The 16,103-nt window shown below is 70.3% G+C and carries 17 protein-coding genes and 1 pseudogene; 7 read left to right on the top strand and 11 right to left on the bottom strand.

Going from position 1 to position 16,103, the window contains the following annotated elements; translation table 11 throughout:
• Positions 1-22 precede the first annotated feature (22 nt).
• The 4 genes from ABZ396_RS19420 to ABZ396_RS19405 form a co-directional block, all read right to left on the bottom strand.
• Positions 23-478, bottom strand: coding sequence for an Lrp/AsnC family transcriptional regulator (locus ABZ396_RS19420; RefSeq protein WP_358918928.1), 456 nt, complete (start codon positions 476-478; stop codon positions 23-25).
• A 90-nt stretch (positions 479-568) separates the two neighbouring features.
• On the bottom strand, positions 569-1,213 hold the full coding sequence (locus tag ABZ396_RS19415; protein ID WP_358919093.1) for a UbiX family flavin prenyltransferase: 645 nt from the start codon (positions 1,211-1,213) through the stop codon (positions 569-571).
• Positions 1,214-1,298: 85 nt separating this feature from the next.
• Positions 1,299-2,201 (bottom strand): menaquinone biosynthesis prenyltransferase MqnP, encoded by a 903-nt coding sequence (gene mqnP, locus ABZ396_RS19410; RefSeq protein WP_358918927.1) that lies wholly within the window; start codon positions 2,199-2,201, stop codon positions 1,299-1,301.
• A complete protein-coding gene (locus ABZ396_RS19405; RefSeq protein ID WP_358918925.1) occupies positions 2,198-3,649 on the bottom strand; it encodes a menaquinone biosynthesis decarboxylase in 1,452 nt (483 codons plus the stop codon). Before ABZ396_RS19405 ends, mqnP begins: the two co-directional genes overlap by 4 nt.
• A 109-nt stretch (positions 3,650-3,758) precedes the next feature.
• Between ABZ396_RS19405 and ABZ396_RS19400 the strand changes: the two genes are divergently transcribed.
• Complete coding sequence (locus tag ABZ396_RS19400; protein WP_358918924.1) at positions 3,759-4,025, top strand: PLD nuclease N-terminal domain-containing protein; 267 nt, start codon at positions 3,759-3,761, stop codon at positions 4,023-4,025.
• 28 nt (positions 4,026-4,053) lie between these two features.
• Here the strand turns inward: ABZ396_RS19400 and ABZ396_RS19395 are convergent, their stop codons facing one another.
• The 5 genes and pseudogenes from ABZ396_RS19395 to ABZ396_RS19375 form a co-directional block, all read right to left on the bottom strand.
• Positions 4,054-4,530, bottom strand: a complete 477-nt coding sequence (locus tag ABZ396_RS19395; protein ID WP_358918922.1) for a hypothetical protein — start codon at positions 4,528-4,530, stop codon at positions 4,054-4,056.
• A 107-nt stretch (positions 4,531-4,637) separates the two neighbouring features.
• On the bottom strand, positions 4,638-6,572 hold the full coding sequence (locus tag ABZ396_RS19390; protein ID WP_358918920.1) for a putative Ig domain-containing protein: 1,935 nt from the start codon (positions 6,570-6,572) through the stop codon (positions 4,638-4,640).
• 351 nt (positions 6,573-6,923) lie between these two features.
• The gene (locus ABZ396_RS19385; protein WP_358918918.1) at positions 6,924-8,018 is read right to left on the bottom strand and encodes a phosphatidylinositol-specific phospholipase C domain-containing protein; all 1,095 of its coding nucleotides are present in this window, start codon (positions 8,016-8,018) and stop codon (positions 6,924-6,926) included.
• 128 nt (positions 8,019-8,146) lie between these two features.
• Positions 8,147-8,257, bottom strand: a pseudogene (locus tag ABZ396_RS19380) (DUF397 domain-containing protein); the annotation flags it as partial.
• On the bottom strand, positions 8,226-9,140 hold the full coding sequence (locus ABZ396_RS19375; protein WP_358918916.1) for a helix-turn-helix transcriptional regulator: 915 nt from the start codon (positions 9,138-9,140) through the stop codon (positions 8,226-8,228). The gene ABZ396_RS19375 and the pseudogene ABZ396_RS19380, both read right to left, overlap by 32 nt.
• A 114-nt stretch (positions 9,141-9,254) precedes the next feature.
• Here ABZ396_RS19375 and ABZ396_RS19370 point away from each other — a divergent pair, with 114 nt between their 5' ends.
• Complete coding sequence (locus ABZ396_RS19370) at positions 9,255-9,893, top strand: hypothetical protein (RefSeq protein WP_358918914.1); 639 nt, start codon at positions 9,255-9,257, stop codon at positions 9,891-9,893.
• 254 nt (positions 9,894-10,147) lie between these two features.
• On the opposite strand, the gene ABZ396_RS19365 is transcribed toward ABZ396_RS19370, so the two are convergent.
• Positions 10,148-10,501: a helix-turn-helix domain-containing protein gene (locus ABZ396_RS19365; protein WP_358918912.1), complete on the bottom strand. Its 354-nt coding sequence runs from the start codon at positions 10,499-10,501 to the stop codon at positions 10,148-10,150.
• 130 nt (positions 10,502-10,631) lie between these two features.
• On the opposite strand from ABZ396_RS19365, the gene ABZ396_RS19360 reads away from it, so the two are divergent.
• From ABZ396_RS19360 to ABZ396_RS19350, 3 genes are all read left to right on the top strand, one after another.
• A complete protein-coding gene (locus tag ABZ396_RS19360) occupies positions 10,632-11,282 on the top strand; it encodes an NAD(P)H-dependent oxidoreductase (protein ID WP_358918910.1) in 651 nt (216 codons plus the stop codon).
• Positions 11,283-11,405: 123 nt separating this feature from the next.
• Entirely contained in the window at positions 11,406-11,648 is a 243-nt protein-coding gene (locus tag ABZ396_RS19355; RefSeq protein ID WP_358918908.1) for a chaplin, read from the top strand.
• A gap of 154 nt (positions 11,649-11,802) precedes the next feature.
• On the top strand, positions 11,803-13,212 hold the full coding sequence (locus tag ABZ396_RS19350; protein WP_358918906.1) for a cytosine permease: 1,410 nt from the start codon (positions 11,803-11,805) through the stop codon (positions 13,210-13,212).
• Between the two features lie 21 nt (positions 13,213-13,233).
• Here ABZ396_RS19350 and ABZ396_RS19345 read toward each other — a convergent pair whose 3' ends face one another.
• Positions 13,234-14,499: a PucR family transcriptional regulator gene (locus ABZ396_RS19345; RefSeq protein ID WP_358918904.1), complete on the bottom strand. Its 1,266-nt coding sequence runs from the start codon at positions 14,497-14,499 to the stop codon at positions 13,234-13,236.
• A 111-nt stretch (positions 14,500-14,610) separates the two neighbouring features.
• On the opposite strand from ABZ396_RS19345, the gene ABZ396_RS19340 reads away from it, so the two are divergent.
• Complete coding sequence (locus tag ABZ396_RS19340) at positions 14,611-15,063, top strand: nucleoside deaminase (protein ID WP_358918902.1); 453 nt, start codon at positions 14,611-14,613, stop codon at positions 15,061-15,063.
• A complete protein-coding gene (locus tag ABZ396_RS19335) occupies positions 15,056-16,036 on the top strand; it encodes a 2-oxoglutarate and iron-dependent oxygenase domain-containing protein (RefSeq protein WP_358918900.1) in 981 nt (326 codons plus the stop codon). The genes ABZ396_RS19340 and ABZ396_RS19335 overlap by 8 nt, the downstream gene beginning before the upstream one ends.
• The last annotated feature ends 67 nt before the right edge of the window (positions 16,037-16,103 follow it).

Genomic DNA, 16,103 nt, shown 5'->3' with positions numbered 1-16,103 from the left:
GACGACTCCGACAACGGTACGGCTACGCCTCTTCGGGCAGTTCCCCGACCCGGTTCTCCCACTTCGTGGACAGCACGATCGTGGTACGGGTCCGGGAGACGCCCTTGGTCCCGGACAGCCGCCGGATGGTCTTCTCCAGGCCGTCGACGTCCGTCGAACGCACCTTGAGCATGAAGGAGTCGTCGCCGGCGATGAACCAGCAGTCCTCGATCTCGGGAAGGTCCCGCAGCCGCTGTGCCACGTCCTCGTGGTCGGCCGCGTCGGAGAGGGAGATGCCGATCAGGGCGATGACGCCGAGGCCGAGCGAGACGGCGTTGACAGTGGCGCGGTAGCCGGTGATGACACCGGCCGCCTCCAGCCGGTTGATGCGGTCGGTGACGCTGGGTCCCGAAAGTCCGACGAGGCGCCCCAGCTCCGCGTACGAGGCCCGGCCGTTCTCCCTCAGGGCCTGGATGAGCTGCCTGTCCACGGCGTCCATGCGATCGAAGCCTTCCGCTGAAAGTTCCCGAAGTAGATGAGGGGTGGTGCAGAGGTAGTGCAGTGGTAGTGCCGGTACTGCCAGGTACTGCTACTTGCCGGCGCCGCCGAGGTCGCCCTCCCAGCGGCGGTACAGCCGGTGCCCGACACCCGCCGCGTCCAGCACCCGCCCGGCGACGAAGTCCACCAGGTCCTGGATGTGCGTCGCGCCCGCGTAGAACGCCGGGGAGGTGGGGACGACGACCGCCCCCAGGTCGTCCAGGGTGACGAGGTGGCGCAGGGTCTGACCGCCGAGCGGGGTCTCGCGGACGGCGACGACGAGCGGGCGGCGCTCCTTCAGGTTGACACTGGCCGCCCGCTGGAGCAGGTCCTTGGAGAGCCCGAGCGCGACCCCGGCGACGGCGGCGGTGGACGCCGGCACGATCAGCATGCCCTTGGTCCGGTACGACCCGGAGGACGGCCCGGCGGCCAGGTCCCCGGCGTTCCAGTACCGCACCCGCCCGAGGTCCACCTGGAAGGTCCCCGGCTTGCCGTCGGCCCCCCGCGCCAGCCACTCCCCCAGGTCGTCCTTCCAGTGCGCGTCCCGGAAGGAGATCCCGGTCTCGTCCAGCAGGGTGAGCCGCGAGGCCCGGCTGACCACCAGGTCGACGCTCTCCCCGGCCGCCAGCAGCGCACGCAGCACCGCGGCCGCGTACGGCGTACCGGACGCCCCGGACACCCCCACGATCCAAGGCACGCGCTGCGTTTCTCCTGCGTTCACACCTTGAGCGTACCGGCGGGCCCGACCGAGTTCAGGACGGGGCCGCGGTGGCCGACCGCACTCAGACCGTCAGGCCCCGGACCAGCAGGTCCAGGAGTGCGCACCCGAAGAGGGCAATGCCGATGAAGCCGTTGACGCTGAAGAAGGCGCGGTCGAGACGGGAGAGGTCGTGGGGGCGGACGATGGAGTGCTCGTAGGCGAAGGCGCCCGCGACGACGACCAGGCCCAGCCAGAAGAAGGCGCCCGCGTCCGTCGCCACGGCGTACCAGACCAACAGGGCCGTCGTGATCGCGTGGCACACCCGGGCGCCCCAGATCGCCGCCGGGATGCCGAAGCGGGCCGGGACCGACATGACGCCGATCTCGCGGTCGGTCGTCACGTCCTGGCAGGCGTAGATCAGGTCGAAGCCGCCGATCCAGATGCCGACGGCGAGGCCGAGGATGACCGCGTCCCAGGACCATTCGCCGGTGATCGCCAGCCAGCCGCCGATCGGGCCCATCGCCTGGGCCAGGCCGAGGATGGCCTGGGGGAAGTTCGTGAACCGCTTGCCGTAGGGGTAGACCACCATCGGGATCACCGCGACGGGCGCGAGGGCCAGGCAGAGGGGGTTCAGGAGGGCCGCCGCGCCGAGGAAGACCACGACCGCTATCAGCGCGCCGGTCCAGGCGTGCTTGACGCTCATCGCGCCGGTGACCAGTTCACGGTGGGCCGTGCGCGGGTTCCTGGCGTCGATCTCGCGGTCGATGATCCGGTTCACCGCCATGGCGAACGTGCGCAGGCCGACCATGCAGATCGTGACCAGGAGCAGCCGGGCCCAGTGGATGTTCCTGTCCCACTCGTACATCGCGGTCAGCGAGGCGATGTACGCGAAGGGCAGCGCGAAGACCGAGTGCTCGATCATCACGAGGCGGAGGAACGCCTTGGTGCGTCCCGGCTGCGGGAGTGCTGCGGAGGCGGAGCTCACAGGCCGTACTCCTTCCAGCGGCGGTCGACCTTCGCCGCCGTATCCGGGTCCGACAGGACCATGTCCGGCCAGCCCCCGTCCCTGGTGTAGCCCTCCTCGGGCCACTTCTTCGTCGCGTCGATGCCTGCCTTGCCGCCCCAGAACTGCTGGTAGGAGGCGTGGTCGAGGTGGTCGACGGGGCCTTCGACGACCGTGAGGTCACGGGCGTAGTCGGCGTTGCCGAGGGCCCGCCAGGCGACCTCGTGCAGGTCGTGGACGTCACAGTCGGAGTCGACGACCACGATGAGCTTGGTGAGGGACATCATGTGCGCCCCCCAGATCGCGTGCATGACCTTCTGCGCGTGCTTCGGGTACCTCTTGTCGATCGAGACGATCGCGCAGTTGTGGAAACCGCCTGCCTCGGGCAGGTGGTAGTCCACGATGTCCGGGACGATGATCTTCAGGAGGGGGAGGAAGAACCGTTCAGTGGCGCGGCCGAGGGGTCCGTCCTCCGTCGGGGGGCGGCCTACGACGATCGACTGCAGGAGCGGCCGCTTCCGCATCGTCACGCAGTCGATCTTCAGCGCCGGGAACGGCTCCTGCGGGGTGTAGAAGCCGGTGTGGTCGCCGAAGGGACCCTCGGGCAGCATCTCGCCCGGCTCCAGCCAGCCCTCCAGCACGACCTCGGCCTGCGCCGGGACCTGGAGCGGGACCGTCTTGCAGTCGACCATCTCGATCCGCCGGCCCGCGATGAACCCGGCGAAGAGGTACTCGTCGATGTCGCCGGGGAGGGGGGCGGTGGAGGCGTAGGTGACGGCGGGCGGGCAGCCGAAGGCGATCGCGACCGGGAGGCGCTCGCCGCGCCTGGCCGCCACCTGGTAGTGGTTGCGGCTGTCCTTGTGGATCTGCCAGTGCATGCCGATGGTGCGCCTGTCGTGGCGCTGCAGCCGGTAGAGACCCAGATTGCGGATGCCGGACTCGGGGTCCTTGGTGTGGGTCAGGCCCAGGTTGAAGAAGGAGCCGCCGTCCTGCGGCCAGGTGAAGAGGGCCGGGAGCTGGTCCAGATCGACGTCGTCGCCGTGCAGGACGACCTCCTGGACCGGCGCCTCCTTGACCTTCTTCGGCGGTACGTGGGCCATCGCGCCGAGCTTCCCGAAGGCCTCCCGAACCCCCACGAACCCGTGCGGGAGTTCGGGGCGCAGCAGCCCGCCGATCTTCTCGGAGATCTCGCCGTACGACTTCAGGCCCAGGGCCTTGAGCAGCCGCCGGTCGGTGCCGAAGACGTTCATGGCGAGGGGCATGGCGGAGCCGCGGACGTTCTCGAAGAGCAGCGCCGGGCCGCCGGCCTTCTGCACCCGGTCGACGATCTCCCCGACCTCCAAATACGGGTCGACCTCGGCCTTGACACGCTTGAGGTCTCCCTCGCGCTCCAGTGCCCTGAGCAGGGAGCGAAGATCGTCGTAAGCCATGCGTCCCAGTATCGGCCACCGGGGGTCAGGGCCCGGTCACCGGGGCCCGTCCACCCATCGTGCCCGCGGCCCAGTCACCGGACGTCGCCCAGCCGCTACTCTGGCCGCCATGCTCAGGTATCTGCCTTTCCTGCTGGTCCTCGCGCTGTGGATCTATGCCTTCGTGGACTGCCTGAACACCCCCGAGGACGAGGTCCGCGCCCTGCCGAAACTGGTGTGGGTGCTGATCATCCTGCTCTTCGGCGAGGTGCTGGTCGGCCCGTTGGCCTGGCTGATCGCGGGCAGGGCACGGCATCCGCGCGAGCGGTGGGTCGCACCGGACGACAACCCGGAGTTCCTGCAGTCCCTGAAGCCGGACGATCCGCGTACCGACTGACACCGGCGTGCGGGCGGAGCGGCACTGCTTATCCGCGGACCTTCACCGTCACGCCGTACCGGCCCTCGTCGCCGGTGCAGCGGCGGGCCTCGCCACAACTGGTGCGGCTGGCTGCGATGTTCGCTGAGCCGGCCCCGACGGCGCGCAGCGTGAGTTCGACAGTGCCGCAGCCGCCGCCCGGGACGCAGGTGTGGGCCGGTGCGACCCGCGGGGTGCCGATTACGGTCAGGACATCCGGCGTTGCGCTGGTGAGGTCGGACCAGTAGGTGTTGTGCAGCGTGACCACCACCGAGGTGCCCACCGTGGCCGAGACAGTGGTGTGGTTGGCGCGCTCGTCCAGCCGGAGGGGTGTGGGCGCCTGCGTGGTCGGCGCGGTGGTCGGCGCGGTGGTCGGCGCGGTGGTCGGCGCGGTGGTCGGCGCGGCGCCGGAGCCGCAGGCCGAGATGACGGCGAGAGCCAGGCATGCGGCGAAGCGGGCTGCGAGGTGGGTGCGCGGGAGCGCCATGAACGGGACCCCTTCCAGGCGGTTTGCGTCGATGGGACGGTTCCGCCCCGGCCGGGGTTCCCTGCCGGGGCGGAACGCGTCGTGCTGTGCCCAGGGGGCCTGGTGGGTCAGGAGGCGTTGAGAGCGGTGTCGTCGACCACGAAGCTGGTCTGCAGGCTGGTGTCCTCGGTGCCGGTGAACTTCAGCGTGACCGTCTGACCGGCGTAGCTGGAGAGGTTGAAGGACTTGAGCGCGTAGCCGCCGGCCGCGTTCAGGTTGGAGTAGGTGGCCAGGGTGGTGCTGCCGACCTGGACGGTCAGCTTGTCGTAGGCCGAGGTCGTGGTGGTCTCGGCGGTGTCGATGTGCAGGTAGAAGGAGAAGGTGGCGCTGCACCCGGCGGGTATGGTCACCGACTGGGACAGGGTGTCGGTGTGGGTGCTGCCGTAGCCGTCCAGCCAGGCCTTCCAGCTGCCGGAGTGGGCAGCCTCACCGCTGGAGTTGTCGACCACGCCGCTGGCGGCTGTCCAGGGGGAAGCGGTGCCCGTCTCGAAGCCCGGGTTGCCGAGCTTCTGGCCGGGGGCGGCGCAGCCACCGCCGCCGCTGGTGCTGACGGTCCAGGTGAACGAGGTGCTGCCGGATGCGCCCGTGCTGTCCTTGGCGGTGACCGTGACGGAGGAGGTGCCGGCCGTGGTCGGGGTGCCGCTGATCAGACCGCTGGAGGAGATGCTGAGCCCGGCCGGCAGACCGGTCGCGGTGTAGGTGAGGGTCTGACCGGAGGCGGAGTCGGAGCCCGTCATCTGCAGGGACACGGCGGTGCCCACGGTGCTGGTCCGGTTGCCGGGGTTGTTCACGGTGACCGTGTTCCCGGTGCTACCGCCGACGATCGCGTGGGTGATGGCGCACGAGTTGGTGTCGTTGGACCAGCTGGCCTGCTCGGCGAAGGTGCCGGTGCCCATCGTGATGTTCGCCGCTCCGCCCGTGCTGCCTGCTGCGATCCAGGCGCACTCGTCGGAGTTCTCCTGGCCGTTGTACGAGCTGCCGGTGTGGTTGGTCCAGCCGCCGGCCGGGTTCTGGTCCGACATCATCTCCTGCCACTCGTGGCCGAGCGTCATGGTCCAGCCGTCGAGTGTGCCGGGGGAGTTGACGAAGCCGACGCCGCAGCCCGCGCCCGAGTCGATGTTGTACGGCTGGTTGCTGAAGGCGATGTCGCCGACGGTCGAGGAGACCGCACCGCCGGTCAGCGTGGTGTCACCGTTCCAGTCGTGCCAGGCGCAGTACTGGCCCTGGTAGCCGTCCGGGTTGGTGCCGTGGGGCGAGAGGATGACGTAGTACGCGTCACGGTTGGCGGCGGCCGTGGTGTTGCCGAAGTGGCTGGCCGCCTTCACGGCCTCGACGCCGAGCTGGTGCCCGGTGGCGGCACTCGGTGACGCGGCCGCGTTGTCGTACCAGGTGCCGGCGAGCACGCCGCCGCTCTGGTAGGGGATGAAGTTGGCGTTGGCGGGGCAACTGGTGGCGCCCGCCGCGACGTTGGGCCCGTCGCACCACTGGGTCAGCTCAGCGGACCACCGCTCGTTGCCGGTGCCGATGTCCTTGAACATCTCCTGGGCGACGGGGGCGGCGCCCGACGAGTCGCCGGAGAAGGTCAGGTCTCCGCTGCTGTTGGTGCTCTGTGTGCCCCACTGCGTGCCGTAGAAGACCAGGTAGACCTTCGAGTGGCCGCTCTGGACGCCGATGCCGTCGACGCCGCCGCCGTAGGACAGCGTCTGCGGTCCGGTCGCCGCGGTTGCGGCCGGATGAGAGGCGGCCCAGTCCTTCATCTTGGCGTGCTGCTGGAGGGTCGGCACCACGCCGTGCCGATACGCGTGCTGGTACGCGGGGCTGTAGGGGTTGGCGACGGAGCTGCTCGGCGCGTGGGACGCCGTCGGCGCGGCGGCCGCCTGAGGCGCGGCGGCCAGCATGCCGCCGGTGATCAGGGCCGCGGCCGACAACAGGGCGGTGGCCCCGCGGCGGGTGAGCCGTCGGAGCCGGTCGGGTCTCGCGTGGTCGACGTTCTGCGATCGCAAGAGACTGCCCTCCATGGGGATCAATGCTCATTTGTCACGAGCATGCCAATTGATCGCTTTCGGACAGCACGTATCGCTGTGCCGGTGGGCTGCGAATGGCGTGCGTCCTTGGCTGTGAGCCGTCACCTCGTCAGTGGTGGCCTCGCCGAAGGTAGTGAGCACCCACCCCAAGGCACTACCGGGCATTGGTAAAGCCTGTGCTTGAGCTGTGAATTTTTCAAGCATCAACCACCACGCAAGGGACGGGAGTTGACTTACAGGACCCTCAGGGCGAGTGAGGATGGGCGGCGGCGCCCCCACGGCCGGCGGACGCGTGGGGGCACCTGGTCGTACCGCGTGACCGCTGTCAGGTCAGCCGCGGGGTACGACCATCGACTGGACGTCGGTCAGGCCACGCCAGTCGTTGGAGGCGACCGTGGCGTGCGCCTTGGCCAGTTGAGTGATCCGGGCCCGGGCGTCCGCGTCCGAGGGGTTGGTGGCGTTCAGGGTGGGCGGCACGTTCTGCGCGTCGGTCATGACCAGCAGGTAGTGGTGGGTGTCGTACCAGCTCGTGTCGATGGAGCCGCCGAGGTACGTGGCCGCGTCGCCGTCGAACGCCACGAACCAGGGGCGCAGCGAGGTGTCGGAGTAGCGGGTGCGCGGGTCGCCGGCCTGGGCGTTGTGGACCGACGGGAAGATGTTCGCCTGTGCGGTCCTGCCCTGGGTGTGCAGGTCGCGAAGGTAGCCTGCGTACTCCTTGTCCGTCCACAGGGTGTCGCTCGGGTTGTTCTCCTCGACGGTGCCCGGGATGATCTCGAAGATCACTTTGCCGGCGAGCGCCTGCCGGGCCGGCCAGTTGTTGGCGTCGGCCGCGTCGTTCAGGGTGGCGTACTGGCCGCCGCCGGGCTTGTTGAGCAGGTCGTTGGGCTTGAAGACCAGGTTGCCGAGGTGGCTGCTGATCGACTGGTCGAGCTTGGCCGGGCTCATCCCGAGGCTGGCCTGGAAGCCGGACTTCATCTCCAGCTTGATGATCAGGGGGGCATGCCCCGGGTGCGCGCCGAGCCAGACCCGTACGTCGTCCAGGCAGCTTTCCAGGTCCTTGTTGGCGCTGCCGGTGTAGAGATCGGCGGGGGTGGACGCGTTGACGCAGTTGTTGCTGTTGCTCGTCAGGCTGTCGTGGCTGACCTTCCACTCCTGGGTGAAGAAGTCGTCCCAGACGTCCAGTTCGATCATCGAGGTGCCCGTGTCGAGCGCCTGCGCGAGGTAGCTGAACGCGGCGGGATCGTAGGTGTTGTGCAGGCCGGACGTGGTGGCGCCCGAGAGCGGAAGCGTTTCCGTTCCGGTGGCGTCGGCGACTGCCGTGCCGCCTCCGGCGCCGGCGATGGTGAGCGCCAGGCAGACGGCTAGCGTGCCCATCTGTGCCGTACGCAGCCCCACGGAAACCCAGCGGTTCGACTGACCGGTCACGTGTCCTCCAGTTGGTGGCTTTGTGTCAGGACATTGACGGCCACGCATGAATCGACGGAGACATGACACGTAATGCGGTGGGGACTTCCGCTGTCAGCTTCATCGCTCCAGCGGTATGCGGAAGTCGGTCAGCGCCGGACGCCACCCACGAACGCGACCCAGGCGCTCCGCGCGATGAACAGCGCCGGGCCGTCGGGGTTCTTGCTGTCACGGACGGGGACGACGGAGGTGAACCCGGGGGCGAATTCGAGGCACTGCCCGGCGTTGTCGCCGCTGTAGCTGCTCTTGATCCAGGTCGCCGCGCTCAGCTGCTGCTGGTTCATCGTCGCCGTACCCCTCCATCAACTTGCCGATCAGAGCGGCCGATTCGCGAGCCGACAAGATGTCTGCCCTGAGCACATCATAGGTTCGGCTCGCCTCGGCGTAGACATCCGGATCGTTGTTGAAGTGGCCGCGAGTCAGCGACTCCGAGTAGATCCAGTGTTCGCCATCGGGCAACACGATCAGCGACATCGGCTGGTTGGGTGGCGTTAGTTCGAAGTAACCGGCTGGAGCCACCTGGACGCGGATGTTGGAAAGTTGCCCCACACTCAGCAGGTGCGCGCACTGATCCCGCATCACGGCAGGACTGCCCACCGCATGACGCAGACAGCTCTCGTCGAGTACAGCGATGTACGTAGGTCCACCTTCTGCGAGGAAACGTGGCTGTCGACTCAGTCGAGCCCTGACCCGATTTTCGAGTAGCTCACCGGTGGCCTTCCGGGAAAGCAGCGCCCGCGCGTAATCCGGTGTCTGCAACAGACCCGGCACGACCATGACCTGGTAGTCGTACAGCGTGACGGCTCTCGCCTCCATATCCACCCAGCGCTGGAACCAGTCCGGATGCTCCACGTCCGGATACCAGTCCACCCGCCCCCACAACCGCATCAACGCCCCACCCGTGCCCAGCACTTCGTCGCACTTCTTCGCGAACGCGTCCGACGGCACCCGCGTGCCCGCCTCCACCCGGGCCACCAACGACCGGTCGCAGGGGATCTGCTTGGCCAGCGCCTCCTGGGTGAGGAACGCGGCTTCGCGGAAGTGCCGCAGCAGCTCTCCGAAGAACTCGGCATTGGTGGTCACAACTCCGGCCCCCTCCGTGACAGCGCCCGGTGGCACGCCTCGGGCATTGATACCGACGGTGCCCGTCCGCGACGCTCGATACACCCAGAGTCACGAAGTGGCGTCGGAGCGCACATGACTGAACAGATCGAAAACGGGATCGAAGCGGGAACGGTCGTCTACGACACCCGTATGAACAAGGTCGGCGAGTACCAGGGCAAGGCAGGCCCGTACGCCTCGCTACGACCGCTCGGCGGCGGCCGGGAGTGGGAGGCGCGGCCGGAGTCGATCCGCCCTGCGACGGCGGAGGAACGGCTCAGCGCGGAGGTGCGGGCCGCCAACCACCGTTCCACCGCGTTCACTTACCCGGTCATGGACACCCCGGCTCCGGAACCGGTGCCCGGCTGTGCCGCCTGCGCGGAGTTCGCCGGGAAGCGGGAGCAGGCGCAGGCCCGGTCCGACGCCAGCGGGGCGACCGACGCCGACGTACTGCTCCGCAGGCATCTGCGCCGGGACCACTGGGGCACCCGGCCCCGTCGCGTCTTCCGTTTCGTGCCGTACCTGATCGCCCAGGACGACACCGCCGAGCCGGAGTACGAGGCGTACTGCGTGTCCGGGGAGGAGGCGGACTGCGCGGCGGCGTCGGGGCCTTGCGGGTCTCCGGAGGCCGTCGAGGAATGGCAGCGCAAGCACACCCAGGCCACCGGGCACCACCGCTACCGCCGCAGCTTCACCGACTACGCGGTCCTGGAGCCGCAGGCCGCCGCCCGATAGGGCCTGTCCGGCGGATCAAGTCGCAGGAAATCAGCGGTCACTCATCGACGCCGGTGAGCGGGGTGTGGTGCGTGCAGCCGCAAGGCGGAGGAGGCGTGGACAATCAGCCGCCACCGCGGCGGGCGACGCGGTGGGGGCACCCCCGGCCGAAGGCTGGGGGACGTCGGCGACCGACGACAACGCCGCTGGGGGCACCCCCTCTGGGGGAGGGCGTGCCACACCCCGCGTCGGCGGCATGATCCGCCGGACAGGCCCTAGCAGGACTGGTCGTCGGGAAGGTGATCCTTCGCCCACTCGCCGAGTTCCCTGAGGGAGGGCCCAAGGGCGGCGCCCGCCGCGGTGAGGCGGTAGGAGACGCGCAGTGGGGGCCCTTCGTCGACCTCCCGTACGACGAGTCCCGCGGCGCCGAGTTCGGCGAGGCGGTCGGAGAGCATGCGTTCACTGATACCGGGGATGGCGCGGCGGAGGGTCGCGAAGTGGGTGGGCTGGCTCATCAGGACGGAGAGGATCGGGCCGTTCCACCGCTTGCCGAGCACCTGGAAGACGCGCGTGATGCCGGCGTCCACACCTTTGCACTGTTCCGGGTCATGGGCCTGCTCCACCGCCATGGGATCAGGGTACAGGCCCACCACGAAAGGGGTGAAAAAAAGTAAGTACCTATGCTATCTATAGCTGAGTACGAATCCTCAGCCCCTGGCGTCTCGCGCCGGGCTCGTCATCCCGTGTCTGGAGACACCCATGGCCACCCTTCTCCACATCGACTCGTCGCTCCTCCCGGGCGGGGCCTCCGCCTCCCGTGCCGTCACGGACGCCTTCCGCACGGCCTGGCAGGAGCAGCACCCCGGCGGCACGGTGATCTACCGCGACCTCGCGGCCGACCCGGTACCGCACATCACCGCGGCCGCCCACAGCGCCGGTTTCGCCGATCCCGCCACGCACACGCCCGAGCAGGCGGACGCCTTCGCGGACCGGGTGAAGCTGATCGAGGAACTGGAGCAGGCGGACGCGGTGCTCATCGGGGCGCCGATGTACAACTTCACGATCCCGTCCACGCTCAAGGCGTGGCTGGACAACGTGGTCCTGTTCGGCCGCACGATGGGCGAGACCCCGTCCGCCAAGGGCACGCCGGTCACCGTCGTCGCCAGCCGCGGCGGCTCCTACGCGCCGGGCACTCCGCGGGAGCCGTTCGAGTACGTCCAGAACTACCTGACCGCGGTTCTCGGCGACGGCCTCGGCCTCGACGTCGACTTCATCGTGCCGGAGCTGACCATGGCCCCGCAGAACCCGGCGATGGCCGAGCTCGTGCCGCTCTACGAGGCCTCCCGCGAGCGTGCCCTGCAGGAGGCGGCGGCCAAGGGCAAGACCCTGGCGGAGCGTCTCGCCGCGTAGCCCCCGTCCACCTGGACGGCGCGGATCCACCATGAATTGCGCCGATCGGCCCAGCAGCGCATGCGGTCCCGGTGGCGGGCGGTTCTGATGAACGAGTTCTCACCCCGCTACCAGGAGGCCTTCATGCGCATCCGAGCTCTCGCCGCCACCAGCGCCCTCGCCACCGCCCTTGTCCTCGCCGGCACCACCGCGGCCTGCGCCGACGACGGCGCCGGCGCCCAAGGCGCCGCGGTCGGCAGCCCGGGCCTACTGTCGGGCAACGTCGTCCAGATCCCGATCGACATCCCGATCAACGTGTGCGGCAACAGCATCGGCATCATCGGCCTGCTCAACCCGACGGCCGGCAACGTCTGCGTCAACGACTGACGGACGACCCGTCAGCTCCGGTGCGGGGGTGGGTCCGGAGGACCACGAGCCTCCGGAACCCCCCGCATGCGTGCAGGCTGTACGCCGGTGAGCCGTCCGAAACGGACGATGCGCCCCTGGGCCGGACCGGGCGCGATCCCGACACTTACCTCGTATGACGACTGCTCCCGCCGGTTCCACCACCAGTGTCGCGCCCGAGTACGGCGACCGGGTCATCGCCGTGGAGGCGGCGGGCTCGGAACCGATCCCCGACGCCGAACGCCACGGCAGCCCACTCCAGCTCCTGTGGACGTGGGCGTCCCCCAACATCGAGTTCGCGACCGTCTACATCGGCGTGATCGCGGTCCTCTTCTTCGGCCTGGACTTCTGGACGGCGACCGGCGCGATCCTGCTGGGCACGGCGATCGGCGCGGTCACCCAGGGCGTGCTCTCGCTGGACGGGCCGCGGTTCGGCGTCCCGCAGATGGTGATCGGCCGCCTCTCCTTCGGCTACCTCGGCAACATCCTGCCCTCCGCCGCCAACGGCCTGCTCGCGGGCGTCGGCTGGTTCGCGGTGAACAGCGTGAGCGCGGCCTTCGCCCTGAACACGCTGACGGGACTACGACCGCTCCCCTCCCTCCTCCTCGTCGTGGTCGCGGAGATCCTGATCGGCTTCATCGGCCACAACTTCGTGCACACCTTTGAGAAGTACGCGTTCCCGGCGCTCGCGGTGATCTTCCTGCTGGCCGGGGTGTGGACCTTCAAGGACGCGGACCTCGGCGGGCGCGGCTCGGGCGGCGGCGTCGGCGGCTTCCTGCTGGCGTTCAGCGCGGCCTGGGGGTACGCGGCGGGCTGGAACCCGTACGCCACGGACTACTCGCGCTATCTGCCGCGGACGGCGAGCAAGCTGAAGACGGTCCTGTGGCCGGCCGTCGGCCTGTTCGTGTCGGTCTCGATCGTCGCGGTCGTCGGCGCGGCCTCGGCCACGATCATCGCGCCGAAGGACGCCACCCCGACGGCGGCCTTCACCGGTCATCTGCCCGGCTGGCTCGGCGACCTGGTGCTGCTCGCCATCATGCTGGGCGGGGTCTCGGCGAACGCCCTCAACGTGTACTCCGGGGCGATGTCCATCGCCTCCTTCGGCCTGAAGCTCCCCACCTGGCTGAGCCGCGGCGCGCTGGTCGTGGTGTCCGGCCTCGCCGGTACGGCGGCGGCCTGGGCCTCGCTGGACGACGCGGGAGCGGCGTACGAGGCGTTCCTGCTGGTCATCGCGTACTGGGTGGCGCCCTGGCTGGGCGTGGTCCTGGTGGAGCGCCGGCTCCAGCGCCGTACGGCGACCGACACGGAGCTGGCCGCCCGGCTGACCGACCGCACCTTCACCAACTGGCCGGGTCTCGCCGCCCTGCTGATCGGTGTGGCGGTGTCGGTCCCGCTCTTCTCCAACCAGGAGGACTACGTGGGCTGGGTGCCCCAGCACCACCCCGCCTTCGGCGACATCACTCCGGTGGTCGGGTTCGCGGTGAGCGCGCTGCTGTACGCGGCCCTGCGACTGCGCCCGCGGGTGTCCCAGTTGTCGTCGGCCTGACCGCGGGGACCGGCGCCGCGGTCAGGCCACGGCGCGCCGGAGCCTGCCCGCCGTGGACGCACCCATCCCCCGCACCACCCGGTGCGCGCACGCCGCCGTCAGCAGCTCGCCCAGGACGTCCGGGTCGTCGATCTCCAGGCCCAGGAGGGACTCGATGCGCTCCAGGCGCTGGTAGAGGGACTGGCGGCCGATGTGGAGGAGGGCCGCCGTGCGGGTCGGGGAGCAGCCGTGCCGCAGATGTGTCTCCAGGGTGCGGACCAGGTCGCTGGCGTGGGCCGCCTCCCAGGCCAGCAGCGGGCCGAGGGTGTGCTGGACGAGCGCGGTGAGGCGTTCGCGGTTGGCGGTGACACCGCCCCGGGTCAGCTCGCGTTCCAGGGCGAGGGCGCGGGCGGAGGTGACCAACGGGCCTTCCGCCGGGGCCGGTTCCGCGGGCGGCACGGTCAGCGCCAGCTCCAGGGTCGTACGTGCCGCACGCAGCGTCTCGCTCCAGTGCAGCCAGCCGTCCCGGGCGGCGACCGCGAGGCCCACGGCGGCCGTCGCGCCCGGCTCGGTGGCCGTACGGAACGCCTCCTGCACGGCCCAGGCGGTATCGCCGGGGACCGAGGCGGGCACCGCGAGCAGCGCCAGGACGTCCCCCGGGAACGCCGCCCGCAGCACCCCGGCCCCGCCCAGCACCCGTACCGCACGGTCCACGGCGCCCACGCCCCGGGTGCCGTGCAGCGAGACGCCGAGGAGCCGGGCGCCGGGGCCGGGGTGGAACCCGGCGAGCGCGGCCCGTGCCTCCACCTCGGGCTGGTTGAGGGCCTGTCCGTCGGCGAGGTCGGCGAGCAGCGCGGCCGCGTGGTCGTCCCCCAAGGGCCGTACGACCGTACGCCGGCCAGCCAGGCCCCGGGCCACGATCGCCCGGTTGGCGGCCTCCGCGATCCGCACGAAGGGCACCACCCGGTGCAGGGCCAGCAGGGGCAGGCCGCGGGCGCGGGCCTCGTCGGTCACCTCGGGCGGCATGCTCGGCAGGGAGCGGCCGACCTCCACCGCGAGCCCGGCGGCACCGCGCGCGGCCAGTTCACGGACGTAACGGCGGCGGACCTCGTCACCGGCGTCGGTCAGCCCGAAGCCGTTGGTGAGCAGCAGTTCGCCGCCGTCGAGGAAGTTGGCGCCCTCGTAGACCTCGCTGGAGTGCACCCAGCGGACGGGCCGGTCCAGGGCGTCCGCACCGGCGAGCAGCTCGGGGCCGGCCGCCCGCACCGGGTCGAGGGCCAGGACTTCGCGGAGGGTGAGTGCGGGCACGGGGACCTCCAGGGGTCGGGCGCGGGCGCTGACATTTCGTCCGGCCGCGGGTTGCCCGGAGGGTACTTTCCGCACGTTGCCCTCGTGTTTCGGTCACAGGAGAGTGAAGGCATGGATCAGCTGCAAGCACGGACCTGGCTCGCCACCGCCGTCGCCGAGGCCCGCGCCGGGCTCGCGGAGGGGGGCATCCCGATCGGCGCCGCGCTCTACGGCGCCGACGGCACGCTGCTCGGACGCGGGCACAACCGGCGGGTGCAGGACGGGGATCCGTCCCTGCACGCCGAGACGGCCGCCTTTCGCGCGGCGGGGCGGCTGCGGTCGTACCGGGGCACCACCATGGTGACGACCCTGTCGCCGTGCTGGTACTGCTCGGGTCTGGTCCGCCAGTTCGGGATCTCCCGGGTCGTGATCGGCGAGGCGGCCACCTTTCACGGCGGACACGACTGGCTGGCCGAGCACGGCGTGGAGATCGTCCTGCTGGACGACCCGGAGTGCGTCGATGTGATGCGCGCCTTCATCAAGAACAATCCGGCCCTGTGGAACGAGGACATCGGTGATGAGTGACACCACGAGCCCCAGCCCCCGTATCCCCACCATCGATCTGCGGCCCTGGCTCGGCGGCGACGAGGACACCCGGCAGGAGACCGCCCGGACCGTCGACGCGGCCCTGCGGACCGCCGGCTTCCTGCTCGTCACCGGGCACGGCGTCGAGGCGGAACTGCGCAGCGCCGTACGGCAGGCCGCGCGGGTCTTCTTCGGTCTGCCGGCGGAGGTGAAGGCGGCCTACGCGGCGAAGGTCGGCGGGCGCGGCTGGCTCGGGCCCGGCGCGGAGGCCAACGCCTACTCGGAGGGCACCGAGACCCCGCCGGACCTCAAGGAGTCGCTGACCTTCGCGACCGACGAGCCCTTCGAGGACCCGGTGACCAACGCGGAGTGGTACGCGCCCAACGTCTGGCCGGCCGAGGTGCCGGAGCTGCGGGCGGTCTGCGAGGAGTACCTGGGGAGGATGGGTGAGCTGGAGAAGGAACTGCTGGAGCTGCTGGGGTACGCGCTCGGGCTCGAACGGGACTTCTTCTCCCGGCACATGGACCATCCGACGTACGGCTTCAACATCAACTGGTATCCGGGGACCGAGGTCGTCGGCGAGCCCGAGCCGGGGCAGTTCCGGATCGGGCCGCACACGGACTTCGGGACGGTGACCATCCTCGACCGGCAGGCGGGCAAAGGCGGACTCCAGGTCTGCACCGACGAGGGCGGCTGGGAGGACGCGCCCTTCGACCCGGACGCCTTCACCATCAACATCGGTGACCTGATGGCCCGTTGGACCGGCGACCGGTGGCGGTCCGGGCGGCACCGGGTGCTGCCGCCGCCCACGGACGCGCCGGGCGAGGAGCTGATGTCCCTCGTCTACTTCGGCGAGTGCACCCCGGGCACGGTCGTCGAGTCCGTGCCGGCGCCGGTCGGGCGGGTGGCGTACCCGCCGGTCGACTCGCACGTCTACCTGCGGGAGAAGCTGGACTCCATCACGGTCGATTGATCGCTTCTCTGTTTGAGGTGCCATCCGATCCGTTGAAAAGCGGGAACAGGGCATGTCCCGGCCGGAC

Source organism: Streptomyces sp. NPDC005866, assembly GCF_040629895.1.
Taxonomy (GTDB): domain Bacteria; phylum Actinomycetota; class Actinomycetes; order Streptomycetales; family Streptomycetaceae; genus Streptomyces.
This window is presented reverse-complemented; position numbering and strand designations above follow the sequence as displayed.

What these genes read in the sequence shown, in the direction of transcription:
- ABZ396_RS19360 (WP_358918910.1), top strand. Translation starts at nt 10,632, where the DNA reads ATGGCCACCCTTCTCCACATCGACTCGTCGCTCCTCCCGGGCGGGGCC.
- ABZ396_RS19365 (WP_358918912.1), bottom strand. Translation starts at nt 10,501, where the DNA reads ATGGCGGTGGAGCAGGCCCATGACCCGGAACAGTGCAAAGGTGTGGAC.
- ABZ396_RS19395 (WP_358918922.1), bottom strand. Translation starts at nt 4,530, where the DNA reads ATGGCGCTCCCGCGCACCCACCTCGCAGCCCGCTTCGCCGCATGCCTG.
- ABZ396_RS19405 (WP_358918925.1), bottom strand. Translation starts at nt 3,649, where the DNA reads ATGGCTTACGACGATCTTCGCTCCCTGCTCAGGGCACTGGAGCGCGAG.
- ABZ396_RS19340 (WP_358918902.1), top strand. Translation starts at nt 14,611, where the DNA reads ATGGATCAGCTGCAAGCACGGACCTGGCTCGCCACCGCCGTCGCCGAG.
- ABZ396_RS19335 (WP_358918900.1), top strand. Translation starts at nt 15,056, where the DNA reads ATGAGTGACACCACGAGCCCCAGCCCCCGTATCCCCACCATCGATCTG.
- ABZ396_RS19420 (WP_358918928.1), bottom strand. Translation starts at nt 478, where the DNA reads ATGGACGCCGTGGACAGGCAGCTCATCCAGGCCCTGAGGGAGAACGGC.
- ABZ396_RS19400 (WP_358918924.1), top strand. Translation starts at nt 3,759, where the DNA reads ATGCTCAGGTATCTGCCTTTCCTGCTGGTCCTCGCGCTGTGGATCTAT.
- ABZ396_RS19370 (WP_358918914.1), top strand. Translation starts at nt 9,255, where the DNA reads ATGACTGAACAGATCGAAAACGGGATCGAAGCGGGAACGGTCGTCTAC.
- ABZ396_RS19355 (WP_358918908.1), top strand. Translation starts at nt 11,406, where the DNA reads ATGCGCATCCGAGCTCTCGCCGCCACCAGCGCCCTCGCCACCGCCCTT.
- ABZ396_RS19350 (WP_358918906.1), top strand. Translation starts at nt 11,803, where the DNA reads ATGACGACTGCTCCCGCCGGTTCCACCACCAGTGTCGCGCCCGAGTAC.